Origin of the sequence: Streptococcus cristatus ATCC 51100 (assembly GCF_011612585.1) — a bacterium.
Classification (GTDB): Bacteria; Bacillota; Bacilli; order Lactobacillales; family Streptococcaceae; genus Streptococcus; species Streptococcus cristatus_H.
On the sequence record NZ_CP050133.1, the window covers coordinates 1,842,190 to 1,866,035 of the forward strand.

Below are 23,846 nucleotides of genomic sequence, written 5' to 3' on the forward strand. Positions count from 1 at the left end.
CATATATATTTAGTATAGTAAAGAAAATATTAATTTTTAGTAAACTAAATAAACTCATCTACCAACTCTCAGTGGCTCAATCACCTCTTCGACAAGTTGCTTACAAGCTTCCTTGATTTGTTTTTTATAGAGGAGAGGATTGAGGGCATCTGACACCTCAACTTTATAGTCCTTGTAACGCTGACTCTTGGTCAGTTGACTTTCTCCCAGTTGTTTTTTGGCTCCCTTGCGGTAGTGTTCGACATAGTAACGGAGTTCATCCTCTCCGACATACCAACGTTTGCTAAAGACTTGGATGTGTTGCTGGATAACAGCCTCGATCATCTGATCCAAGATATTTGCGATAGACTGGCCTCGATAGCTTTCTGGATTTGCTTGGACTTCTCTCCAAAGTTCAGTAATGATCTGGGCAAGATTTGGATTGGTCTTCTCAAGACTCTGAATATAGTTATCCACTGCCTCTCTATCTTGAGCGCTTAGGTTCTTTTCTTGACTTTGACCTTGTTCAATCAGGCTTTGGATCAGGGTTAGGATATAGGCATAATTGATTTCATCCACTTGAATAGACTCTAGTTCATAGTGGATATCAAGGGGCTCTCCTTCCTCAACACCATCATCTATTCGGCTTTTTAATTCGGCTAGGATGTTTTGATAGAAGCCTAGATAGGTTTCCAACACTTCTGCACTGAGTCCTGTCTGGGCGTAGATTTCTTCCTCATCATACTCTTTATAAACTCGGATAGAAGCTAGGTACTTATCAAAGACTTGATAGGCCTTGGCGAGCTTTCTCAACTCAGGTGTGGAGATTTGCTCGATTTGAAGCCCTTCCTCCGGATCATCGGTGATGAGATTTTGGAAATCACTACAACTCCGCAAAAAGTTTCTCTTCTCCTCTTCCCAGCTCGGCGCTAGGACCTCATTTTCTCCACCATTTGAGTAGAGTTTAAGGGCATTATCGACTGCTTCTTTAAAGGCTAAAGGCTTTTGGAAGGTGATGATATGACCATAAGTCTTACTAGAATCAAAGATCCGGTTGGTTCGACTAAAGGCCTGAATCAAGTCCTGTGGCTGCATAGGCTTTCTGTCGATAAAGAGAGTTGATAGACAAGGCGCATCAAATCCCGTTAAGAGACGATTGACCACGATAACTAAGTCCAACTGTTCATTGCGATAGATATACTTATCCTGTTTTCGAGCCAAACGGTTATTGACATCCGTATTAAAACCACGAAGATCCGCCATGGTAAAGTGGGTATCAAACTCTTGGTTATAGTCTAGTAAGACCTGCTTCATGTGGTCTTGGTTGGCTCTTGAGTCTTCTTCATTCTCTGTAACGGAGTAGGTGATGGTCGCCTTTGGAAAGTCTGGAAGGACCTGCTTGACCCTTTCCGACACCTTGACACGTGTCTGACCAGCCTTGACTCGTTTGAGTAGATCATAGTAGGCTTTGGCTTGAGGGATGGATTTAACGGTTAGGATGGCATTGTAGGTCTTACCTACTCCCTTTTGGAAGCCTAGCTGTTGGCGGGATTTATTGATAATGGCATCCAAGACTTCCAGCATATGCTCCTCATCTTCGTAGACACTATCTGGGACTTGATCTTCAGACTGTTCTGTGATGAGGGTATTGCGGTAATCGACCTTAAACCCTAGAACTGCGCCATCATGGATAGCTTCCTTGACCGTATATTCATGGAGACGGTCCCCATACTGTTGCTGAGTGGTTTGAGCTAGGTCACCGACCTGCTGGCGTTTATTTTCCTTAAAGATGGGGGTTCCTGTAAAACCATACCAGAGAGACTGCGGAAAAAAGGCTTTAATATCTTTTTGTGTTTGCGGTGTCACGGCACGGTGGCATTCATCCACCACAAAGGCCACTCGGAAGCCCTTGATTTTATCCGCATCTCTTTGGTAAAGACCTTGGTCAAATTTGCGCATCATGGTGGTGATTTTCTGGATGGTGGTCACCACGACACGCTTATCATTACTTCCTAGTCGCTTAACTAAATCATAAGTATTGTCCGTCTCATCGATATCAATGACATCATTGGTCGCATAGGAGAGGAAGGATGAAGTGGTCTGTTGGTCCAAGTCCCTGCGGTCAACGACAAAAATCGTCTTTTGGATAGAAGGAATTTGAAGGAGATTCCGCGCTACCTTATAAGAAGTCAAGGTTTTCCCTGAACCTGTCGTATGCCAAACGTAGCCAGACTCCTGACGACGTGAAGCTTCCTGAACCGCTTCGATAGCATGGATCTGGTAGGGACGCAAGAGGATAAGAGATTTCTTGCTATCATCAATGACAGAATACTGCATGACCATCTGGTGAGCACGAGGGATGGACAGGACTTCGTGGGCAAAGCTGGTCAAGCTCGTTATGGGTTGGTTATCCTTATCGACCCACTTGGTTAGAAATTGCTTGTTAAGTTTATTTTCTCTAGCTGCAGCGATATACCGTGTATCCACCTTATTGGTCACAACAAACATCTGCAAGCTAGAGTAGATACCACGGAACTTGCCTTCCCGATCATACTTTTTAATCTGATGAAAGGCATCTAAAAAGGCTACTCGGGGACTTTTAAGCTCGATTTGAATCATAGGCAAGCCATTGATGAGCAGGGTAACATCCAGTCTACGGTCTTGGTCCAGAGGATTTACTTTTTCTCGTTGGACTTGATTGACAACTTCGTAGCTAGACTTTCCTGCTGCGATATTGTCTCGCCAAATGACTGACAAACGGATGGTACCTAGACTTGCATCTTCTCTTTGAACCTCGACTTTGGCAATGCTATTTTCCCCGACCAACCACTTAGCAGCATCATAGTAGCTGACAAAGTTTAGTTGGTTCTGAATCTGACGTTTTTCCTGTGCTGTCAAGGGATTGTCTGCTAACAGAGCAACGTTGTTTTGGGCTAGTTTCTCAAAGAAATTGTCCCATAGTTGTTCTTCTGTTTTTAAGTCTTCTCTATAAGTCCATTGGCTTTCACCAGTTACCAGTTGGTTGATCAGTTGTTTCTCTATCTCCAGTTCTGGTTTCACCTGCATCATTCTCTCCTTTAACGATGTTCTACTGCCCTTATTATAACATGTTTACCATTTATTTCCTCACTCTCAACACTTTATGATCCAAAACGATTGTTCAACTTCATCAAGTATCTAAAATTATAATAGTTTCCCCATATTTATTTGATACTTGCTTGTAACTATTTTCTTGTTTTCTGAGATTATAGATTTAGTCTTTGTCCTAATAAGTTAAATTCATTAAAAAAGCCCCCAAAAGTTAGACACAAAAACTCTAACTTTTTGGGTAGCATTTATAAACTTTTTAAATATACCTAAATAGATGTCTCCAGATAAAGAAAAGCAATCTGCAGAAATACTATTAAAGATAATTTCTTTTACAACTACTTAATAGTTGATGGACTTTGGAACAGACGGTTTCTATGACACTTTCTTTGAGAGGATCTTTTGGCAGGATCAGGAACAAAAACAGGCATCAAAATGAAGCCACTAAACTTCATTTTTTCATCTACTTGTTTCCCCTTCGACTTCCTCCTCCTTCTCCACAACAAACTCTCTGACCAAGCGGTAGATAACTGCGAAGATAGGCGTGAAGAAAATCATGCCGACCAAGCCAAATAGGTTACCTCCAATCAGGGCTGCGGCTAGGGTAAAGAGAGTTGGGAGACCAACGGACTGGCCGACCACGCGCGGATAGATGACATTGCCCTCAATCAGCTGCACTCCCTGAAAGACTGCGATTGAAAGAAGAGCTTTCCAAGGGCTGTCGGTAAAGATAAAGATAGCACCCAGAGCACAGGCTGAGAAGGGCCCGATGTAGGGAATGAAAGAGAGCACTCCAGCCAAAACCCCTGTCAGGGCTGCATATGGTAGGCCTGTCAGAGAGTAGGCGATGAAGACTAAAACACCGACAATAACTGCCTCAATCATCTGCCCCATCAGGAACTTATCATAGGTCTCAACAATGACAGAACCGACATAGGCTAGGCGTTTGACAGCCTTCTCAGGAAGCAGGACCTGCAAAAGACGACTAGTGATCGTCTGCAAATGCTCCTTGCTGCTCAAGAAGGCAAACATAAGAAAGATGGACATGATGACAGAGAAGAAATTACCAAAAATAGCAGAAATATTGCCCGTCAGACTGCCCAGAAGAGAGATAGCTCTGTTGACAATACCACTGTTTTGCAGTTGCTTGGTCAAATCTTTCAGCTGGCTAGAGGAAAGCAAGCCAGACTGCTGCAGCCACTTGGCTAGCTGAGGCGCTACTTTGCCAATGGTCGCGCTCAGCTGATTGACCGCTGTGGTCAGGGTCGGTACGACGATGGAGACAATCCCCGTCATGATGAGAGCTAAAATCAGCACCTCCAAAACCAAGGCCAAAGCGCGCTGCAAGTTCTGAGGGACTCGGCATTTGTCTAGAAGGTCTTCCAGCTTTTTCATCGGGACATTAAAGATGAAGGCTAAAACTTCACCCAATATAATGGGTGAAAATACTGACGTCAGGCTCTGCAGGCCCGACCAAATGTTTCCGATATAGAGAACCAGAGCCAGAGCAAGCGCCGCAAAGACGATGAGTTTATAGGATTCATTGATTTTTTTCATAAGACTTCCTTTACAGTTTTGTCATTTCCTTATTTTATCATAATTTTCAAGGCCTTTCGAGCAGGAGAAAGTCAGCTGCCACACTTGTCAATCAACTTTTTCGTCGCTCTTAAATTTTGACAAATCTAGAAGATATAGAATTCCTGAGATGATAGATAGAAGTCCTGAAAAAATAAATAGAAAAGAGATAAAGCCCATGATAGATGCGCAGAATAGAAGCTCATGACTCGTCTTATCGACTCTTGGGTCGTTGCTATAATGATACATTCCAACTATAGAAAGCCCCAAAAGCAGCCAACTGGTCAGTATAACAACCCTGCCCCAGCCAGCATTTTCAACTAGTGTGGGAACCAAATAAATAATCTCCCAGTGCCATCTGTTAGAAGAAGCGTAAATGATCTGAAGGCCTCCTAAAATGCCAACAATTCCATTTATCCACAGCAATTTGTTTGATTTCATAAGCATCTCACTCTTTCCTTTTTAAAATAGTATACCGAGCCACTTTCTAATTTGTCAACTATTACAAAAGAATGAGTGTCTCATCCGATAAATCCGTTTTCATTCAAATTATCTTATGATACAATAAACTCATGCACAAGAAAACAGTTATTGATTTTAAAGACTTGGGCCGGCGCTTGATTTTCAGCCAGCCCATCAAAGAGCTCAAAACGCGCGAGTTGGCCGAAGTCAGAGCGATTCTGCAAGAAGTTGAGGACTGGCAGAAAAAGGGATTTTATGCAGTCGGCTATGTCAGCTACGAAGCGGCTCCTGCTTTTGAGGAAAAACTCCAGGTCCACAAAAGCCCTCTGCTGGGCGAGTACCTGATTTACTTTACCATTCATGACAGGGCTGATGAAGCCCCTTTCCCATTGGCTTACGACGATGTAGAAATGCCAGCGCAATGGCAGAGCCTGACGACTGAGCAAGAGTATGAAAAGGCCATCGGAACCATTCACCATCATATCCGTCAGGGCGATACTTATCAGGTCAACTACACGGTGCAGCTGGGCGCAGAGCTTAATCCACAGGACAGTTGGGCTATTTACAACCGTCTGGTCGTTGAGCAAAACGCCGCCTACAATGCCTACGTAGAGCACGATCATCAAGCAGTCTTATCCATCAGTCCTGAGCTCTTTTTCGAGGAGCACCGAGGTGAGCTGACAACACGGCCGATGAAAGGGACTACCAATCGCGGTCTGACAGTCGCTGCGGACTTGGAACAGGCGGACTGGCTCCGCCAGGATCCTAAAAATCGAGCGGAAAATATGATGATCGTTGATCTGCTACGCAATGACATGAACCGCATTTCAGAGATTGGCAGCGAGCGAGTCGAGCAGCTGTGTCAGGTCGAGCAGTATTCCACTGTCTGGCAAATGATCTCCACCATCAAAAGCCAACTGCAGCCCGATATTGGTCTAGAAGACATTTTTGATGCCCTCTTTCCTTGCGGCTCTATCACAGGCGCTCCAAAGATTTCGACCATGGCTATCATCAAGGCGACAGAAAAATCCGCCCGCGGTGTCTACTGCGGTACAGTTGGTATCTGCCTGCCAGACCAGAGACGGATTTTCAATGTAGCCATCCGCACCATTCAGCTAGAAGATGGCAAGGCTATCTACGGTGTCGGCGGCGGCATCACTTGGGATAGTACATGGAAAGCTGAGTATATCGAAACCCAGCAAAAATCTGCTGTTCTTTATCGGAAAAATCCGCAGTTTGACCTGATTACGACAGGGAAGATTGAGCAAGGTCGCCTGACTTTCCAAGACCAACATCTGAAGCGTCTACGGGAAGCTGCCCGTTACTTTGCTTATCCATTTGATGAGGAAAAACTGAAGGCAGAGTTGAACCAAACCTTAGCGGAACTGGAGCCAAGTACGGACTACCGCCTGCGGATCTCCATCTCCAAATCTGGAAAAGTGACCTGCCAGCTAGAAAAGCTGCAGGCACTCCCAGAAGCTTTCTGCAAGGCCATCCTCGTCCCACAAAATGCCAACTTGCATCAGCCTTTCACTTTCTTTAAAACCAGCTATCGACCACACCTAAGCCTAATCCAGCAGGAGCAGATTTACTATAATGCCCAAGGCCAGCTACTAGAAAGCTCCATCGGTAACCTAGTCCTCCAGTTGGAGGGCCACCTCTACACGCCACCAGCCGAGCTAGGGCTTTTGAATGGCATCTACCGCCAGCATCTCTTGGAAACAGGTCAAGCCACAGAAAAAATCCTCAGCTTAGACGACTTAAAATCAGCAGAAAAAATCTACGCCTGCAACGCACTACGCGGCCTTTATGAATTGGAAATAGATGATTAGAGAGTGGGACAGAAATCGGTAATTCGTTAGAATTCGATTTCGTCGTCCCACCTCCGCACAGTTGAGTAGGGCTGTAAAAGCTGATGAAATCAGCGTAGTAGAGCCCACTCAACCACTGCGTCTTGCTCGACAATCCAAAGACAATTGAGAGGCTAGGACTTTTGTCCCAGCCTCTTTTTCTATAGGCCTCAGTCCGCTTAAACACGAATTATCATTTCTATTTCAAGATTTTAGAAATATTTTAGAAATGCTTGATGAATACTTAATAAGTGTCCGATATACTGGATAGTGAGGAAAGGATTTCCAAGAATAAAGCAAAAGGAGAAGTAAAACCATGGAAAATATTTTAGTTTTACAAGGGGTCAGCAAAAAGTTCGGCCAGCAGCAGGCTCTGAGCGATGTCAATCTGACCATCAAAAAAGGGGATATCTACGGTCTCATCGGTAAAAACGGAGCTGGTAAAACCACTCTGATCAAAATCATGACCCAGCTGATGCATGCCAGCAACGGAACCGTATCTCTCTTTGGTTCCAGCAATCAGGCAGAATGGACACAAGCCCTCAAGCGGGTCGGCTCGGTCATTGAAACGCCCGTTGCCCACAACCACTTGACCGCCTACGAAAATCTCAGCTACTACTGCAAACTGCGTCAGATTCCTAATGCCGAGAAGGCCATCCAAGAAACCTTGGAATACGTGAACTTAACAGATACTGGCAAGAAGGAATTCAGAGATTTTTCTCTCGGTATGAAGCAGCGTTTGGGAATTGCCATTGCCTTATTGTCTAAGCCAGATTTGATGATTCTAGACGAACCTATCAACGGACTAGATCCTGTCGGCATCAAGGAATTCCGCCAGCTTGTCCAAAAGCTCAATGAAGAGCTGGGCATGACCTTTGTTATTTCCAGTCATATCCTATCCGAGCTCTATCTAGTCGCTACGCGCTTTGGCATCATCGACCAAGGTCATATGATCAAGGAAATTTCCAAGGCTGAATTTGAAGAGCAAAGCGAAGATTATATCGTCTTGAAAACGGACCATTTGGAGGAAGCCAGCCAGCTGCTCCAAGATCAATTAGGCTACCGCATCAAGGTGGTCAATGCTCTCAATGAGATCCATATCTTTACACACTCACACAATATCAACAATATCGTAAAAGAGCTAGCCACAGCTGACTTAGTCATTCAAGAAATCTACTATGCACGACAAAATCTCGAAAATTTCTTTACAGATTTACTTGATCAAAACCAGGGAGGTCTATCATGATTCAAACAATTCGCGCTGACTTTTACCGCCTCTTCCACTCCAAGGGCTTTTGGATTACTGAGTTCGTTTTGCTAGCCAATATCCTGCTCGGCGTCCTCTATAAGGTTACCAGCAGATTTGGAACATCCATCTCAACGGATGGACAAAACATCACTCAGCAAGTACCAGTAAAAATGACAGGTATCAATGCTCTTGCCCATTTCTCTGGACATTCTGACAGTATTATATTTTTCACTCTCATTGTCGTCTGCCTCTTATTAGGTGTGGACTTGTCCCGCAAGCTTTATAAAAACAGCCTCGCTCACGGTATTTCACGGACAGAGTTCTTCCTATCTAAAACTTTGGTCTCCTTTGTTGTCGCCATCTTCCAATTCATTCTCTTGCTAGGGCTATCCTTCATCATCGCTAGCTCTATCAATGGAATTGGGACAGCTCCGACAGGTTTCTTTGGCCAATTTTTGCTAACCATTCTCGTCCAGCTCATGATAACCATCGCTTGGATTGGCATCGTGTCTTTCGTTCTCTATCTCAGCCATTCTATTGCTGCGGTCTTTATTACCTATTTTGTCGGAAGCGCCCTGCTCATCTTTCCAGTCTTGCTCTATCCTCATATAGAATGGTTCCGCTATTTAACCTTACAATTTGGAATAGAGATGGCTGCGGATCCTGCTGTAGTTTTGCAAGCTAGTTTAGTCGCGATTGGCATAGCAGTCTTCTTCCTAGGCAGTAGCCTCCTCATTTTCAAGAAAAAAGATCTCTAAAACCAAAGAATCAGCTAATCTTCTGACTAGCTGATTCTTTTTTATAAGGCCACAATCAATTCAAACCAATCGTCCTCTGCTTGAATGGTCAAGTCACCACCTAAGATTTCGACCAGCTGCTGGGTGATATAAAGGCCCAACCCAGACGATTCCTCACTGCTGGAGAGATTTTCAGAATAGAAGCGATTGGTTAGCTTATCCAGATGCAAGATGGGCTTCTGAACCTTATTTTTGACCTGAAAAATAACCTTTTGTCCTTCTTTTTTCAGACTGATGCTGGCTACTTCTCGGCCATGTTTAAGGACATTGCTGAGCATGTTCTGGACGATTCGATCAAAGATATCACTGTCCGTTTCCAAAAGCAGATTTTCAGACAAATCCACATCTAAATCAATCTCTGCTTGCTGAAAGGCATCATAGTAGGCAAAGAGTTGCTGGGTGACCAGCTGGGATAGGTCTACCCGCTGCAACTTCGGTCGAATGGCTCCTTCCATCAAGCGACGGTATTCCATTAGAGCCTCCAAGCGTCTGGATACCATACTTAGATTATCCGCAATCTTTTGCAGCTGCTGGTCCATCTGGTCCTTATCAGCATCTTTAAGTAGCTGTTGCGTATAGCCACTAGCAATGGTCAGTGGCGTTCGGATATCGTGGGCAATGTTACTGATGGCCATATCCAAGGTTTTCTTTTCCTGCTGGGTCACAAAGGACATCTTATCAATTTCCTGAAAAAGCTGCTCCACCTCGTCAGTCAGAGCCACTAGGCTAGGAGATTGATCTCTCAAGGTAAGCCGAACTTGACTTCCTGTACGACGTTTGTCACGGATCTGGCTGGTCAGACTACGAATCGTCAGATGATAACGAACCAGCAAGATTGACAAGAAGAGCATGAGCCCGAAGGCAAAAATCAACCACATAGCTAATCCTCCTTGAGCCGCACGCCCAGACCCCAAATGGTCTCGATATAGTCTGTCGAACTATCCAGCTGGGCTAATTTCTTACGAAGATTGCTGAGATGGGCATTGAGCGTATTATCGCCTGGCAGATAGGTCTCCTCCCAGACCGACTCATACAGCTCCTCCTTGGTAAAAATCTTTTTAGGATGAGCCAGCAAGGTCTGGAAAATCTGAAATTCCTTTTTCCCTAGCCGCATGGACTGGTCACCAGAAGCAATTTCAAAGGTATCTGGCAAAAGGCGGATATTTTTGATTGAGGTCTCCCCAGCAGGCTTAGACTGAGGCTGCTGACTACCTCGCAATTGGACAGTGACACGCGCCGCCACTTCATCTAGATTAAAAGGCTTGACAATGTAGTCATTGGCACCGTCCAGCAGATACTGGCTCACGAGACTCTTTTCGCCCAGGGCGGTCAGCATGACTACCGGCACCTGACTGGTCTTGCGAATTTCCCTCAGCACCTCATCGCCATTTTTTCCCGGCAGCATAATATCCAGCAGGACTAGATGAATCTCTTCTTCCGCAAAAATCCGCAGTCCCTCGGTTCCAGAATAAGCTGAAAACACTACGTGCTCCTGCGTAAAGAGATTTTTCAAAATCTCATGAATATCATTGTTGTCTTCAATTAGTAAAAGATTGGCCATCATCATTCTCCAATAGCTTGATAAAACTAGTGTAGCAAGGATGAGCCAGCAAGTCAATCAAATATAAACGATGCAAAAGAAAGAGAGTGGGACAGAAATCGGTAATTCGTTAGAATTCGATTTCGTCGTCCCACCTCCGCACAGTTGAGTAGGGCTGTAAAAGCTGATGAAATCAGCGTAGTAGAGCCCACTTCAACCACTGCGTCTTGCTCGACAATCCAAAGACAATTGAGAGGCTAGGACTTTTGTCCCAGCCTCCTTGATGTTATTTGACAGATGCTCCATTAGTCGCGATGACTTCCTTATACCAGTCAAAGGATTTTTTCTTGGAACGTTTGAGTGTTCCCCTGCCTTCATTGTCCCGATCCACATAGATAAAGCCATAGCGCTTCTTCATCTCGCCAGTGCCGGCTGATACTAGGTCGATACAGCCCCAGGTCGTGTAGCCCCACAGCACCACGCCGTCTTCATTGATGGCTTCCCGCATGGCCTTAACATGGGCCGCCAGATAGTCAATCCGGTAATCATCAGCCACATAGCCATTTTCATCCGGAGTATCCACTGCACCCAGACCATTTTCCACGATAAACATGGGCTTCTGATAACGATCCCAGATGGTATTTAGCGTAATGCGCAAGCCCAGTGGATCGATCTGCCAGCCCCACTCAGAAGCTTCCAAATAAGGGTTCTTGAGAGAAGCAAAGATATTGCCCTCGGTCAGCTCATTTACCTTAGGATCGCCCGAAGCTACTCTACTAGCATAGTATGAGAAGGAAATGAAGTCCACCGTATGCTCCTTGAGCAGCTGCAGGTCTTCTTCTGTCATTTCGACAGTGATGCCCTCGCGCTCCCAAGCTTTCTTAGCATAGTTAGGATATTCGCCACGCACCTGCACATCAATGAAGAAATAGTTTTTCCTGTCTTCCTCCATACCAGCCCATACATCGCGTGGATCGCAGGTGTTAGGATAATTTTGTCCTGCCGCCAGCATACAGCCGACCTTATTTTCTGGATCAATCTCATGAGCCAGCTTAGTAGCAATGGCTGACGCGACCAGCTCATGATGGGCCGCTTGATACTTGACCTGCTCTTCATTTTCGCCTCCTTCAAAGCAGAGCCCCGCCCCCATAAATGGTGCATGCAGAATCATATTAATTTCATTGAAGGTCAGCCAGTACTTGACCAATCCCTTGTAGCGGGTAAAGAGAGTGCGGCAGAGACGCTCGTAAAATTCCAACATCTTACGGCTCCGCCAACCACCATATTGCTCAATTAAGTGCATGGGACAGTCAAAGTGAGTAATAGTCACCAAGGGCTCAATGCCGTACTTGTGGCATTCCTTAAAGAGGTCTTCGTAAAATTTCAGGCCAGCTTCATTGGGCTCCAGCTCATCCCCCTTAGGGAAAATCCGGCTCCAAGCAATGGACAGCCGATAGGTCTTAAAACCCATCTCACCAAAGAGGGCAATGTCCTCCTTAAAGCGATGGTACATATCAATGGCTTCCTTGGCTGGGTAGAAATAGCCTTCCTCAAAGTCAAACATCCTTTTCTTACCCGTGATAATGGCCAGACGCTCCTCACCAATCGGCACCACGTCTACGTTGGCCAGCCCACGACCATCTGCATCATAAGCACCTTCACACTGGTTGGCAGCTGTCGCTCCGCCCCACAGGAAACCATCCGGAAAAGTCAGTTTTTCAGTCATAATTCTACTCGCTTTCTTATTTGATTGTTTATTTACTTATATTATAGCTCATTCTGTAAACCTTTTCTTATAAAAACTGCGAAATACTGATACTATTCTACTATTTTGTTTTATTCGACAAATTTTCAGGGTTCGGTTTTTTAAAGAGATCGTCTTCAAAGAAAAAGGCAATTAGCCTCTCCTAAAACAAAAAAGAAGACTGAAAACCTGTCTTCTCTGTCCTTTTAAATCAAAGCCGTGATGGCCGTCACTAGGCCAAAAACGATACCAGGTGCATTTGCTGCTGCAAGCGGAATATCTCTTTCTTTTTTGAACAATCCGTAGTAGACCCAAAGGCTACAGTTGATTGCTGCAACGAGCGGCTGGATAAAATTCCCTTTTTGCCCCGCTAGGTTGTTCATGATTTGTGGAAAATAGGACACATACATCATTACGGACATAAAGGTTGCAACCCATCCCAAAATTTTCATTTGTTTTTCAGACATTTTCTATACCTCTTTCATTTTTAGGTTATATTTTATAATGATAGTCCAAAACAATCAAGCCCTTTTATCCCTTTGTTATGAAGATGTAAACTATCACAATCTTGTGATAAGAAAGAAGACAAAGAAAAAGACCGGATTGCTCCGATCTTTTCAAGTTTCTCTCTATAAAAATCATTGAATAAACAAGGCATCGAACCGCAGGCAGTACTGGAGTACGGCAAGGTGAAGATAACGCAGTTTATTCTTTGATTTTCGATGAGAGGAATTATTTAATTGCGCGTGATTGCAAACCTTCTTCTTCCAAGAAGAGACGGAATGGTACGAGTTCTTCCGCTTCGTATTTTTCCTTGAAGGCTTTGATCGCTTCTTCTGAGTGAAGTTTTGGATCGAGTTCAAGCACTTCTACTGGAAGTGGACGGTGTTGCGTGATGCGAGCATCGATAACAACAGTTTTACCTTCTTTGTTCAATTTAACAGCTTCTGCAACAACTGCATCGATATCTTCGATACGGTCAACTGTAAATCCAACAGCTCCTTGAGCTTCAGCGATTTTCGCATAGTCTGCATTAGGGAAGTCACAACCAAACAAGTGTTTGTTTGTGTCTTCGTATTTGTCCTTGATGAAGGCATATTTACCATTTGAGAAGACAACGTTGATAACTGGAAGGTCGTATTGAACGTTTGTGATCACGTCTGGGTAGCACATGTTGAATGCACCGTCACCCATGATGTTCCATACTTGGCGATCTGGATTGTCTTTCTTAGCAGCGATACCACCAGGAAGGGCAATACCCATTGTCGCAAAGAGTGGAGATGTACGCCACATGTTCTTAGGTGTCATGTGAAGGTGACGAGTAGATGTTTGAGTAGTGTCACCTACGTCGATTGAGTAGATAGCATCTTGATCAGCATGTTTGTTGATTGCATTGTAAACTTGGTACAATTGCAATTCACCCTCAGTTTTACCTTCGAGTTTGTTCATGTAATCACGCCAGTTTTGGTTGTTCTTCACGTTTGCACGCCACCATGGAGTTGATTCAACTGGGTTTACTTTGTCAAGGATTGCTTTCGCTGCTTGACCTGCATCACCAAGGATAGACGCGTCAAGGGCATGACGTTTACCAAGTTTGTAAGGGTCGATATCGACTTGGATGAATTTTTCAGTGTTCTTGAAGGCTTCGTACACTTCAGCAAATGGGAAGTTTGATCCAAGGAAAAGAACTGTGTCTGCTTCAAAGACCACTTCGTTGGCTGGTTTCCAACCAACACGGTAAGCAGAACCTGTCAAACCTTCATAGTTCCATTCGAAAGCTTCAAAGTTTTTACCAGTTGTGATGATTGGTGCTTTGATTTTACGTGACAATTCAGTAATCACTTCACCAGCTTTAACACCACCGTAACCAGCGTAGATAACTGGACGTTCAGCATTGTTCAAGATTTCAACCGCTTTGTCGATTTCAACTTCGTTCAAAGCAGGAGCGATGAATGAACGCTCGTAAGAACCTGAACCGTAGTATGAGTTCTCGTCGATTTCTTGGAAACCGAAGTTTACTGGAATTTCAACAACAGCTGGACCCTTTTTAGAAACTGCAGCACGGCAAGCTTCGTCGATTACTTTTGGCAATTGCTCAGCGTAGGCTACACGTTTGTTGTAAACAGCGATACCGTTGTACATTGGGTTTTGGTTCAATTCTTGGAAGGCATCCATGTTGAGTTCATTCACTGGACGTGATCCAAGGATAGCAAGGAATGGAGTATTGTCCATAGCTGCATCGTAAACACCGTTAATCAAGTGAGTCGCACCCGGACCACCTGAACCAACTGCAACCCCGATTGAGCCGCCGAATTTAGCTTGCATCACCGCTGCAAGAGCACCTGTTTCTTCGTGGCGAACTTGCAAGAAGCGGATATCTTTGTCTTCAGCCAAAGCGTCCATCAATGAGCTGAGTGTTCCTGATGGGATACCGTAGATAGTATCTACGCCCCATGTCTTCAATACATTGAGCATTGCTGCAGATGCAGTAATTTTCCCTTGAGTCATTCTAACTCTCCTTTAAATCTATATTGATCCTTTAAAAATGTAGCATAGCGCTTCTACTCCATCTTTGCGATCAGGTTTCGTTTTGAAAATGAGTTTTTTCTGACATTTCTCATGAAAACGATTTACAAAACGATTACAGTATTAATTTATCACAAAGAGATTCACATGTATAAGAATCTGCTCAGAGATACTCAATCCCTATTACATAACAGATGCTCTTTTTGAGAAAATTTCACAAACTATAGTAGAATAGGATATTTTATTATAATTTGCATGCACCTCTAAGACTTGTAGCTGTAGGAAATTAAACAAAAAGCGATACAAAATTCTGTATCACTTTTTATTTCATTTAATCAATTTTCTCAACATTGAGAAGCAGCGAGCTAGTCAAAACAGACAAAGAACTAAGGGCCATAGCAAGACCTGCTAGTTCTGGATTGAGGGTCAATCCCAGTCCTACAAAGACTCCAGCAGCAATTGGAATCCCAAGGATATTGTAGATAGAGGCCCAGAAGAGATTGAGTAAGATCCTGCGGAAGGTCTTTTGACTCATGTCAAAGGCGCGCACAACGCCAAGTAAATCATTTTGCGTGAGCACGATGCCACCGGACTCGATCGCAATATCCGTTCCAGATCCCATAGCGATCCCCACATCCGCGATCGAGAGAGCTGGAGCATCATTGATCCCATCTCCAACAAAGGCGACCTTGCTAGCTTCTTGCAGTTTTTGGATGGCGCTAGCTTTTTCTTGAGGAAGGACATCAGCAATGACGGTGTCAATTCCCACTTGCTTAGCAATAGCTTGGGCCACCCGTTCATTATCCCCCGTTAACATGACCGTTTTCAAGCCCCGTTCTTTGAGCTTTTTGATCGCTTCTTTTGAGCTGGCCTTCGGAGCATCTTGAATGGCAATCAAGCCAATCACTTGCCCATCCACAGACAAACTGATCACTGTTTTGGCCTGCTCTTGCAACTCTACCATCCGTTTTTCAAGCTCCGGATCCATCGCTGTCCCGTCATGAAGTTTGCCATTTCCCAAGGTCACCAACTGCTGGTCGATCTGACCTTGGACCCCTTTTCCTTCAATCGCTTGGAAGTTTTCCACAGGGGATAACACCAAACCTTTTTCTTCTGCTTGGGATAACACCGCTTGGGCTAGTGGATGTTCTGAAAAAGTTTCAAGACTAGCAGCCAGTGTCAAGACACGCGCTTCATCTCCTACAACATCGGTTACAAGTGGTTGGCCAATGGTAATAGTCCCTGTCTTATCAAACACAACGGTTTGAATCTTTTGCACTTCTTGCAGAACTGTTCCATTTTTAATCAGAACCCCCATCTTGGCACTACGGCCGGTTCCGACCATCAGGGCTGTTGGGGTTGCTAAACCAAGGGCACAAGGACAGGCAATAATGAGGACAGAGACTGCATAGAGCATGGCCTCTTGAAGCGACGCGCCCAGAAGCACGGACCAAACCCAGAAAGTCGCAATGGCCAAAATCGTCACCACTGGAACAAAGATACCTGAAATCTTATCCGTCAAATCTTGAATAGGAGCACGACTGGATTGGGCCATTTTGACAAAGTCCACAATTTGAGATAAGAGGGTCTCACTACCGACTTTTTCAGCCTTAAAGAGAATGGTCCCATTGCTGTTGATAGTGGAGCCGATAACTGCATCACCAACTGATTTTTCCACAGGCAAGCTTTCACCTGTCACCATCGACTCATCAATGGTCGTACTTCCTTCTACAATCGTCCCATCAACCGCGATCTTTTCCCCAGGACGGACCCGAATCAAGTCATCAATTTGGATATCTTCTGCCGCCACCTCGACATAGTTCCCATCACGGAGAACTTGAGCCGTTTTTGCCTGCAAATCCAACAACTTTTCCACAGCCTCGGAGGCATTGTTACGCATCCGTTCTTCAAAGATTTGCCCTAAGAGGATAAAGAAGATGATAAAACCCGCAGCCTCAAAGTATACTGGCTGACCAGTAAAAAGGGCAAATACACTATAGACATAGGCTACCAGGGTTCCAAGAGCTACCAAGGTATCCATATTGGAATGGTGCTTCTTAAATGAGGCCCAGGCACTCTTGATAAAAGGAACTCCTGCTACCAACATGATCGGCGTTGTCGCTAGAAAAGTCCCCCAGCGACTGACTGGATGGGATACAAATCCTGCCATCATCCCGATCATCAAGATCAATAAGGGAAGAGTAAAGATACTAGTAATCCAAAAGCGACCCAGTAAACTTAAGACACGACGGCGTTTTTCCACAACCGTGTAAGAACCCTTTTGCATCTTCATTCCACATGAAAACTCGAAGTCCCCTGTTTCTGTCGGGGTAAAGGATATCACCTTATCCACACCGACTTCCAAAGGCTCTAAAATCCCCTGATCTTCAAACAGAATTTCCTTGTAACAGCCGGAAGGATTGACCCGATGGAAGGTGATTTCAGCAGGGATCCCTTTTTGAAGTTGAAATTCCTTTGGACTATAGCCTTTTTCTGCTGTAATACGGATCTTTTGCACTCCGTTTTCCACAACTGATTTTTGTTTTTCTACCATACCTACTCCTTTATTCCACAATCATGTGACCATGCATCATGTTCATTCCACATGAATACCCATATTCGCCCGCTTTTTCTGGCGTAATTTCAATGACATGTTTTTCACCTAAAGGCAAATCTTCATGAACGCCAAAATCTGGAAAGATCACTTGAGCCAGACATGAAGATGGATCCTTGCGATGAAAGATGATCCGGGCTGGAACATTCTTTTTCAGGACAATGGTTTCAGGCGAATAGCCCCCCATGACTTCGACTTCAATTTCTTGATAACCTGATTTCTGACGAGCGTGGCCGCTTACCTTTTCATGCTCTGCAAAGAACCACCAAGCAATAAAAGCAACCACAAGTAAACAAACAATACTAATCAACAATCCAAACATGGAATTTCCTTCTTTCTATTACATACAATTGCAAGGGACTGTTTCGACAGCCTCTGCTTTCTTTTCTTCCAGGACCTGCTGCAGCTGATTAAGATCTGCAAGCGTAAAGTCACTCGCCTGAATCAAGTTTTCAAGCACCTGGACAATCCTTTTGGAGCAAACCTTGTCTTTCACATCCTCAACGACCAAGTCTAAACTCTGGTCCTGCTTCAACAAAGCCGAGTAAACAAAGGCTTTGCCTGATTTTTCTCTAGTCAAACATCCTTTCTCCACCAAGCGGGTCAAGAGAGTCTTGATCGTCGACTTCGACCAGTCAAAGCGCTCGGACAAGACTGCGATCAAATCCGTGCTGGTCTGCTTGCCTTCCATCCAGATAATCTTCATGATGCGCCATTCCGCATTGGAAATTTGCATGACCTCTCCTTTCTAAATCTACATTTGTAAACCTTATGATGTTATTCTACTCCTAAGATTTACATTTGTCAACCAAAAGTTTTAAAAAAAACAAATCTTCCTTTGAAGATTTGTCTGGTTGGGCTTTTTTCACTCCCTATTTTTATCTCTATAACGTTTCCTGCAGAGCTTGGGCTAGGATGCGATACCCGGCCACACTTAGATGGAGGCCATCTGTCGTATAGGCTTCTGCTAACTGCCCCACTTCATCCAATAAAGACGAATACACATCGACATAGCTGACCTGGTAGTAGGCTTGGGCCAATTCTTGGTAGGCACGATTGAGAGCTTGGATTTTCTCATTCGTTCGGATATAAACCGTCCCTTTGTACTGCTCCTGCTCATTCACAGGCAGGACCGACAGCAACTGGATCTGAGCCAGAGGATAGTCACGGGAAATCTCCTGAATAACTGCTTCCAGATTGGCCAGCGTTTCAGCCTGAGCCATCTCCTTGCCAATGTCGTTGGTTCCAATCAGGAGAAAGACCTTGTCCAGAGCCTGTCCAAAGAGATGAGCATCCAAGTTCTCTAGAAGCAAATCAGTCTTGTAGCCACGAATGCCACGATTGACCAAGGTTTTAGGACTTTGTACTAGCTCATGCAGTGGGAAATATTCCACAATCGAATCACCGATAAAAATAATCGCTGGCTCTTTTACTGCAAGCTGATTCAGATCCCGATAATTTTTCTGGATCTTTGCCTGCTCATTTAAAAGCCACTGTTCTAATAGTTGAACTGCCATTTAGACTCCTTTTTCTAAGTATTGCTCAATTACCTGCAAAACACCGGCCTCTGCATTGGCTGGTGCCAAGCGACTGGCAATGCGCTTAATCTTCTCGTCCCCATTTTCCATAGCATAGGAGAAATCTGCTAGTTCCAGCATTTCCAAGTCATTTTCGCTGTCGCCAAAAGCCATGATTTCCTTGCTTTTGATTTGCCACCGATCCATGAGCTGACGAAGTCCCCAAGCCTTGTGAAGACCTTCTTGGATAATGTCAATCGCGCCATAGCCGCTGGTCACGGCACTCAATCTTCCAGCAAATGCTGTATTGATCTGCTGCGTAATCTCTTCCGCTTGCGCTTCATCTACCATAACGCTCATCTTCAGCACTTCTTCAAACGGATGATCTTGCAGATTGGGTACGAAATTTATTCGTTTGTAGAAATGGGCCGCCATTTCTTCTGTCATAATCCTGCTAATCATCGGAAAATCAGTGCCGTCCTGAACAAAGCCACCTTTAGTGGAAGTGACCACCAGATGCACCTCTCGTTCTTGCCCCTGAAAATAAGCCAGCGTGTCCGCAATCAAATCAGACTGCCAGAAAGTGCCCAGCAACATTTCATTCTTTTCAAAGATTCTAGCGCCATTAGCGACGATCAGGGTTATACGCTCTGTCAAATCGCCCAACAATAAACGCATTCTCTGAATTTCATTGCCCGTCGCAATGACAAACTTGATGTTCCGCTCCTCCAGCTGGTCTAAAACTGCTGTCAAACGTGGCAAATCCAGCTCTCCTTTCGGATCCAAAAGGGTACCGTCCATATCCGTAGCGATCATTTTAATCGGCATCTTCCCACCTCATTTCTATAGTCTCAGATACTTATTTTTCACTTTATTCCATAAATATTTGAGATAAGCTTTCCCTTTTAACTTTTCGACTAATGATTTTTCAAAATCTTTTACTTGGGCATCAACTTGACTTTTAACGCTTTTCCCCGCAATTACATAGCAACTTCTAGCCGTATGGTAACCAGCCGATCCTCGATTATTCTGAGGGGCTTTGAAAGCTTGCCCGCCATTCCGAATCGCCAGCCTGCGAAACTGGGGATCCCACTGGGCTGGACTTTTGACATCATAGTAATAATGGGAACCATGATTGAAAAGCGAGGGTTTCTCCCCGTAATTAAAACTAGCTCCATTGACTAGCCCATTTTGACTGCTACTTTCTGGATCTAGGATATTGAGAAATTGCCCTTCCCTATCCAGAATGAACTCGGTATGGAAACGATGGAGAATCTTGATATTGGCCTGATAGGGCTGCTGGTCTGGGTAGGTCACCTTGCCCTTATTGACAAAGGCTTTATTGTGCAGCCGTGAAGATTCCCAGAGCTGGCAATCCAGATCAGGATGCGCCTGAAAATAGGCTAGGAGAGCCTGGCCATCTGTCATCCCCGGCTTACGAAAATGCTCTCTAATCCACTGGGCCTGCTGACTGGAAATGACGTAGCGAAACTGGTGCAACTGACCTTTTAACCTTTGATTGCCACTGTCTGCAATAAAGTCTGCTGGAAAAAAAGCCTGCCGAACCGTTTGAGAAAACTGGCGCCAAAAGGGAGCGTGTGGCGATAAGTCCGGATGTATACGTGAGAGCAAGTGGGTGATTTCTGCTGCTTCCCCACTCAATTCGTCAGGCATGTCTATATACAACATAGCTAGCTTCAACAACTGCTCAGCTTGCTGGGGATGGGCTGCTCGGCATTCAAAAGACCATAACTTCTGAAAGAGGGGACTGCCAAATAGGAAGGCCTCCTCAAAAAGACTCTGGCGGGCTGATTCATACGATAATGACGCCATTTCTGTCAGAAAAACTTTATCAAGAGCAGCTTGAGACCAGCCGATCGCTTGTAATTTTAGGCGGTATTGCTCGATTTCTACTTCCATCACCATCCACATCCATCATATGAAATTTCTTCAGCACCGTTTAGGACTTCACTAGCAGGCTCATGCCGCCTTCGATACCTCTCCTATTACCTCTAAATATGCCAAAATTTCATGTAAAAGTCAACGTACAAAGGAACTTTCGTCCTCAAATTGTATTCTTTCAGCATTTTTTGCTATACTAGTCTTAGGAAAACAACGAGGACAAAAGATGACGCCAAATAAAGAAGACTATTTAAAATGTATTTACGAGATTGGCACGCGCCAGGGAAAAATCACCAACAAAGAAATCGCCCAGCACATGCAGGTTTCTCCGCCAGCCGTGACGGAGATGATGAAGAAAATGCTGGCTGAAGAACTCCTAATCAAGGACAAAAAGGCAGGCTATCTGCTGACCGACCTAGGCCTGCAGCTGGTCTCTGACCTCTACCGCAAGCACCGATTGATTGAGGTGTTCTTGGTTCAAAAGCTGGGCTACACCACGGACGAAATCCATCAGGAAGCCGAAATTCTGGAACATACCGTTTCTGAACGCTTTGTCGCAGGCTTGGAAAAAATGCTGGATTTCCCAGAGACCTGCCCTCATGGTGGCACAATCCCAGCCAAACACCAGCTGCTGAAAGAAAAATACCATCAAACTCTGGCCTCCGCTCAAGAGCCCGGTAGCTACCTTATCCGCCGTGTCCACGACGACTTTGAACTTTTGGCTTATCTGGAAAAGCACAATCTAAACATAGACCAAGAAATCAATTTCCTCCAGTATGACGACTACAGCCAGCTCTATCAACTAGATGTGGACGGCCGAGTAATCCAGGTTAGTCCTATGATTGCCCAGCAGATTTATGTGGAAAAACTATAAACAGAACCCAGTTCGGACTTTTTAGTCTAAACTGGGTTTTTATTGACAAAAATAAGATGTCGGAATATAATAAGTGTACTTATAAAATATTTAGAGGGAAAGCTAATGGAAACATCGCAGTTTAACTCCATCTACAAGGATGAATATAAAAAATCAACCGGTCTACTCTTTATCCGCGCCTACCACAAGTGGCATGGGCTGATTAAAAATGAGCTGAAAACCATTGATTTGACCCATCCCCAGTTTGTCGTTCTGACCACTCTTGCAGCGCTTCTGCGTCAGCAAGAATGGGTGAGTCAGACCGATATTGCCCGATTTTCTGACATGGATGTCATGACCGTATCCCAAATCATCCGCCTCTTGGTCAAAAAAGAATTGATCATGCGGGAAGTCCATCCCAAAGACAGCCGCGCCAACATCATACTTCTAACAGATATGGGGCTGCAAAAGGTTAACCAAGCCCTTCCTCTGGTAGAAAGCATTGATCAGGCATTTTTTGGAAAATTAGGAAATAAAACAGAAATATTGAATCAACTCTTAATGAAACTGGAGGCAGAAAATGACTAGATTTTGGGTGGGTGTCGTATCAAAAGAACACGTCCTAAGAGGTGTAGAGGGAGGCTTTTGCCAAGTCTGCCATGGAAAGAAAGCACCGCTGAACCGAATGAAAAAAGGAGATTACCTTTTGTACTACAGCCCCAAGTATCAGCTGAATGGTCAGGAAAAGCTGCAGGCCTTTACAGCAGTTGGCAAGATTCTAGATGACACAGCTTATCAAGTAGAGATGTTCGAAGGCTTTGTACCATTTCGGCGAAATGTCAGCTACTACCACCCTGTCAAAGACTGCCCCATTGAGAAAGTACGGCCACATCCCGAATGGCGTCAATATGCTTCTCAACTACGTTATGGACATTTTGAAATTTCGAAAGAATTTTTTCTCTATGTCTTTGAACAGATGAAGGGAGAATAGGAGGCTGGGACATCCCGACCTCCTATTGTTCGTATCCGATATCATATACTCTATAATTGTTGTAGTAGGGAAAGTTATTGTAGGAATTATGGAGTTTTTTAGGAAAAATCCTACCTACCTTACTGAAAAGTATAAATTAAATCAATAGAAAGATTTATAGAAAACAACCAAATCACATCACAAACCGCCTAGAAAGACCAAGGCTTTTCTGATCAAAATAATACTCTAGGCACTTCCACTTCATCACGTTTTTTAAAAGAAAGAAAAGATCCCATTTACCCCCTTGCAAACCTTTTCACTTTTTGCTAGAATGATGTCAAAAAATTAAGAAGGACAAAATTATGCCACAAAATCTCTTTAAAGAATTAGCTCAACTGGAGCAAGTTGAAGCTCTGGCTCTCGGAGGATCACGGGCCGGCCAACATTTTGACCAAGACTCAGACTATGATGTCTATGTCTACCTGAGCGCTCCTCTCGAGCCAGCCATCCGCCAGGAAATCCTCAGCAAGTACTGCTCCTATATGGAAATCGGCAATCAATTTTGGGAACTGGAAGACGACTGCGTCCTCAATAATGGTATCGAGATTGAGCTGATTTACCGCTCGCTGGACGACTTTGACCAAGACCTGCGAACTGTCGTTTTAGAGCACCAAGCCCAGAATTCTTACACTACCTGTATGTGGTACAATCTGATCCACAGCAAGATTCTCTACGATCGAGACGGCCGCTATGCTGCTCTCCAGAGCAAGTACAGTCTGCCCTATCCGGCTGAGCTGAAAAGGAATATCATCAGTAAGCAGCTCCTACTTCTCGACCAAGCTATGCCAGCTTTTTCAAGACAGATCAAAAAGACCCTCAAGCGCCAGGACCTGCTCAGCATTAATCACCGCAGCAGCGAGTTTTTCGCCTCTTACTTTGATGCCCTCTTTGCCCTCAATGAGCAGCTCCATCCAGGCGAAAAGCGCATGCTCCAGTATGCCAAAGAAAATTGCTCCCGCCTGCCTCAGGATTTTGAAGCCAATGTCCAAGACTACTTCCAACATCTCTACCAGCCAGACCAGCAACAGAAAGCGGTCCTAGCCTTGGATAGCCTCTTAGACAATCTTAAGCTCTTGATTGAAGCAGCCATCTAGAATTTCAACAGATAAAAAGCTCATGAA

General features: G+C 44.5%; 21 protein-coding genes. 7 read left to right on the forward strand and 14 right to left on the reverse strand.

What is annotated here, in order from left to right; genetic code table 11:
• Window positions 1–54 precede the first annotated feature (54 nt).
• The 3 genes from HBA50_RS09135 to HBA50_RS09145 all read right to left on the reverse strand — a co-directional run bounded on the left by HBA50_RS09135 (window position 55) and on the right by HBA50_RS09145 (window position 5,082).
• Window positions 55–3,048 (reverse strand): type I restriction endonuclease subunit R, encoded by a 2,994-nt coding sequence (locus HBA50_RS09135; protein ID WP_045498007.1) that lies wholly within the window; start codon window positions 3,046–3,048, stop codon window positions 55–57.
• A gap of 477 nt (window positions 3,049–3,525) precedes the next feature.
• Complete coding sequence (locus HBA50_RS09140; RefSeq protein WP_166492641.1) at window positions 3,526–4,623, reverse strand: AI-2E family transporter; 1,098 nt, start codon at window positions 4,621–4,623, stop codon at window positions 3,526–3,528.
• A gap of 87 nt (window positions 4,624–4,710) precedes the next feature.
• On the reverse strand, window positions 4,711–5,082 hold the full coding sequence (locus HBA50_RS09145; protein WP_045498411.1) for a hypothetical protein: 372 nt from the start codon (window positions 5,080–5,082) through the stop codon (window positions 4,711–4,713).
• Window positions 5,083–5,213: 131 nt separating this feature from the next.
• On the opposite strand from HBA50_RS09145, the gene pabB reads away from it, so the two are divergent.
• The 3 genes from pabB (at window position 5,214) to HBA50_RS09165 (ending at window position 8,960) form a co-directional block, all read left to right on the forward strand.
• Window positions 5,214–6,935: an aminodeoxychorismate synthase component I gene (gene pabB / locus HBA50_RS09150; protein WP_045498011.1), complete on the forward strand. Its 1,722-nt coding sequence runs from the start codon at window positions 5,214–5,216 to the stop codon at window positions 6,933–6,935.
• A 334-nt stretch (window positions 6,936–7,269) separates the two neighbouring features.
• Window positions 7,270–8,199 (forward strand): ATP-binding cassette domain-containing protein, encoded by a 930-nt coding sequence (locus HBA50_RS09160; RefSeq protein ID WP_045498015.1) that lies wholly within the window; start codon window positions 7,270–7,272, stop codon window positions 8,197–8,199.
• Window positions 8,196–8,960 carry an ABC-2 transporter permease family protein gene (locus HBA50_RS09165; protein WP_045498017.1) on the forward strand — a complete coding sequence of 255 codons (765 nt, stop codon included), beginning with the start codon at window positions 8,196–8,198 and terminating at the stop codon, window positions 8,958–8,960. Before HBA50_RS09160 ends, HBA50_RS09165 begins: the two co-directional genes overlap by 4 nt.
• A 41-nt stretch (window positions 8,961–9,001) precedes the next feature.
• Here HBA50_RS09165 and HBA50_RS09170 read toward each other — a convergent pair whose 3' ends face one another.
• From HBA50_RS09170 to HBA50_RS09225, 11 genes are all read right to left on the reverse strand, one after another.
• Entirely contained in the window at window positions 9,002–9,877 is an 876-nt protein-coding gene (locus HBA50_RS09170; RefSeq protein WP_045498020.1) for a sensor histidine kinase, read from the reverse strand.
• 2 nt (window positions 9,878–9,879) lie between these two features.
• Entirely contained in the window at window positions 9,880–10,560 is a 681-nt protein-coding gene (locus tag HBA50_RS09175) for a response regulator transcription factor (protein ID WP_005592464.1), read from the reverse strand.
• 265 nt (window positions 10,561–10,825) lie between these two features.
• Window positions 10,826–12,265, reverse strand: coding sequence for a 6-phospho-beta-glucosidase (locus HBA50_RS09185; protein WP_045498027.1), 1,440 nt, complete (start codon window positions 12,263–12,265; stop codon window positions 10,826–10,828).
• A gap of 224 nt (window positions 12,266–12,489) precedes the next feature.
• Window positions 12,490–12,750: a SemiSWEET family transporter gene (locus HBA50_RS09190; protein WP_001291473.1), complete on the reverse strand. Its 261-nt coding sequence runs from the start codon at window positions 12,748–12,750 to the stop codon at window positions 12,490–12,492.
• Window positions 12,751–13,015: 265 nt separating this feature from the next.
• Window positions 13,016–14,791 carry a pyruvate oxidase gene (spxB, locus tag HBA50_RS09195; protein ID WP_002923229.1) on the reverse strand — a complete coding sequence of 592 codons (1,776 nt, stop codon included), beginning with the start codon at window positions 14,789–14,791 and terminating at the stop codon, window positions 13,016–13,018.
• A 349-nt stretch (window positions 14,792–15,140) separates the two neighbouring features.
• Entirely contained in the window at window positions 15,141–17,384 is a 2,244-nt protein-coding gene (locus HBA50_RS09200) for a heavy metal translocating P-type ATPase (protein ID WP_179856638.1), read from the reverse strand.
• Complete coding sequence (locus tag HBA50_RS09205) at window positions 17,374–17,745, reverse strand: cupredoxin domain-containing protein (protein ID WP_045498039.1); 372 nt, start codon at window positions 17,743–17,745, stop codon at window positions 17,374–17,376. The genes HBA50_RS09200 and HBA50_RS09205 overlap by 11 nt, the downstream gene beginning before the upstream one ends.
• Before the next feature lie 18 nt (window positions 17,746–17,763).
• Window positions 17,764–18,159, reverse strand: coding sequence for a CopY/TcrY family copper transport repressor (locus tag HBA50_RS09210; RefSeq protein WP_045498041.1), 396 nt, complete (start codon window positions 18,157–18,159; stop codon window positions 17,764–17,766).
• Window positions 18,160–18,307: 148 nt separating this feature from the next.
• A complete protein-coding gene (locus tag HBA50_RS09215) occupies window positions 18,308–18,940 on the reverse strand; it encodes an SGNH/GDSL hydrolase family protein (RefSeq protein WP_045498043.1) in 633 nt (210 codons plus the stop codon).
• Entirely contained in the window at window positions 18,941–19,768 is an 828-nt protein-coding gene (locus HBA50_RS09220) for a Cof-type HAD-IIB family hydrolase (RefSeq protein ID WP_045498045.1), read from the reverse strand.
• 15 nt (window positions 19,769–19,783) lie between these two features.
• On the reverse strand, window positions 19,784–20,866 hold the full coding sequence (locus HBA50_RS09225; protein WP_243746223.1) for a DUF3114 domain-containing protein: 1,083 nt from the start codon (window positions 20,864–20,866) through the stop codon (window positions 19,784–19,786).
• A gap of 202 nt (window positions 20,867–21,068) precedes the next feature.
• Here HBA50_RS09225 and HBA50_RS09230 point away from each other — a divergent pair, with 202 nt between their 5' ends.
• From HBA50_RS09230 to HBA50_RS09245, 4 genes are all read left to right on the forward strand, one after another.
• Window positions 21,069–21,716, forward strand: coding sequence for a metal-dependent transcriptional regulator (locus HBA50_RS09230; RefSeq protein WP_045498050.1), 648 nt, complete (start codon window positions 21,069–21,071; stop codon window positions 21,714–21,716).
• A 105-nt stretch (window positions 21,717–21,821) separates the two neighbouring features.
• Window positions 21,822–22,283, forward strand: coding sequence for a MarR family winged helix-turn-helix transcriptional regulator (locus HBA50_RS09235; protein ID WP_045498053.1), 462 nt, complete (start codon window positions 21,822–21,824; stop codon window positions 22,281–22,283).
• On the forward strand, window positions 22,276–22,686 hold the full coding sequence (locus HBA50_RS09240) for an EVE domain-containing protein (RefSeq protein WP_045498056.1): 411 nt from the start codon (window positions 22,276–22,278) through the stop codon (window positions 22,684–22,686). The genes HBA50_RS09235 and HBA50_RS09240 overlap by 8 nt, the downstream gene beginning before the upstream one ends.
• Before the next feature lie 341 nt (window positions 22,687–23,027).
• On the forward strand, window positions 23,028–23,819 hold the full coding sequence (locus tag HBA50_RS09245) for a nucleotidyltransferase domain-containing protein (protein WP_045498059.1): 792 nt from the start codon (window positions 23,028–23,030) through the stop codon (window positions 23,817–23,819).
• Window positions 23,820–23,846 lie beyond the last annotated feature (27 nt).

Excerpts from the sequence above, each read along its gene's own strand:
- HBA50_RS09135 (WP_045498007.1), bottom strand. The coding sequence starts at position 3,048 with ATGATGCAGGTGAAACCAGAACTGGAGATAGAGAAACAACTGATCAAC.
- HBA50_RS09140 (WP_166492641.1), bottom strand. The coding sequence starts at position 4,623 with ATGAAAAAAATCAATGAATCCTATAAACTCATCGTCTTTGCGGCGCTT.
- HBA50_RS09145 (WP_045498411.1), bottom strand. The coding sequence starts at position 5,082 with ATGAAATCAAACAAATTGCTGTGGATAAATGGAATTGTTGGCATTTTA.
- pabB (WP_045498011.1), top strand. The coding sequence starts at position 5,214 with ATGCACAAGAAAACAGTTATTGATTTTAAAGACTTGGGCCGGCGCTTG.
- HBA50_RS09160 (WP_045498015.1), top strand. The coding sequence starts at position 7,270 with ATGGAAAATATTTTAGTTTTACAAGGGGTCAGCAAAAAGTTCGGCCAG.
- HBA50_RS09165 (WP_045498017.1), top strand. The coding sequence starts at position 8,196 with ATGATTCAAACAATTCGCGCTGACTTTTACCGCCTCTTCCACTCCAAG.
- HBA50_RS09170 (WP_045498020.1), bottom strand. The coding sequence starts at position 9,877 with ATGTGGTTGATTTTTGCCTTCGGGCTCATGCTCTTCTTGTCAATCTTG.
- HBA50_RS09175 (WP_005592464.1), bottom strand. The coding sequence starts at position 10,560 with ATGGCCAATCTTTTACTAATTGAAGACAACAATGATATTCATGAGATT.
- HBA50_RS09185 (WP_045498027.1), bottom strand. The coding sequence starts at position 12,265 with ATGACTGAAAAACTGACTTTTCCGGATGGTTTCCTGTGGGGCGGAGCG.
- HBA50_RS09190 (WP_001291473.1), bottom strand. The coding sequence starts at position 12,750 with ATGTCTGAAAAACAAATGAAAATTTTGGGATGGGTTGCAACCTTTATG.
- spxB (WP_002923229.1), bottom strand. The coding sequence starts at position 14,791 with ATGACTCAAGGGAAAATTACTGCATCTGCAGCAATGCTCAATGTATTG.
- HBA50_RS09205 (WP_045498039.1), bottom strand. The coding sequence starts at position 17,745 with ATGTTTGGATTGTTGATTAGTATTGTTTGTTTACTTGTGGTTGCTTTT.
- HBA50_RS09210 (WP_045498041.1), bottom strand. The coding sequence starts at position 18,159 with ATGCAAATTTCCAATGCGGAATGGCGCATCATGAAGATTATCTGGATG.
- HBA50_RS09215 (WP_045498043.1), bottom strand. The coding sequence starts at position 18,940 with ATGGCAGTTCAACTATTAGAACAGTGGCTTTTAAATGAGCAGGCAAAG.
- HBA50_RS09220 (WP_045498045.1), bottom strand. The coding sequence starts at position 19,768 with ATGCCGATTAAAATGATCGCTACGGATATGGACGGTACCCTTTTGGAT.
- HBA50_RS09225 (WP_243746223.1), bottom strand. The coding sequence starts at position 20,866 with ATGGTGATGGAAGTAGAAATCGAGCAATACCGCCTAAAATTACAAGCG.
- HBA50_RS09230 (WP_045498050.1), top strand. The coding sequence starts at position 21,069 with ATGACGCCAAATAAAGAAGACTATTTAAAATGTATTTACGAGATTGGC.
- HBA50_RS09235 (WP_045498053.1), top strand. The coding sequence starts at position 21,822 with ATGGAAACATCGCAGTTTAACTCCATCTACAAGGATGAATATAAAAAA.
- HBA50_RS09240 (WP_045498056.1), top strand. The coding sequence starts at position 22,276 with ATGACTAGATTTTGGGTGGGTGTCGTATCAAAAGAACACGTCCTAAGA.
- HBA50_RS09245 (WP_045498059.1), top strand. The coding sequence starts at position 23,028 with ATGCCACAAAATCTCTTTAAAGAATTAGCTCAACTGGAGCAAGTTGAA.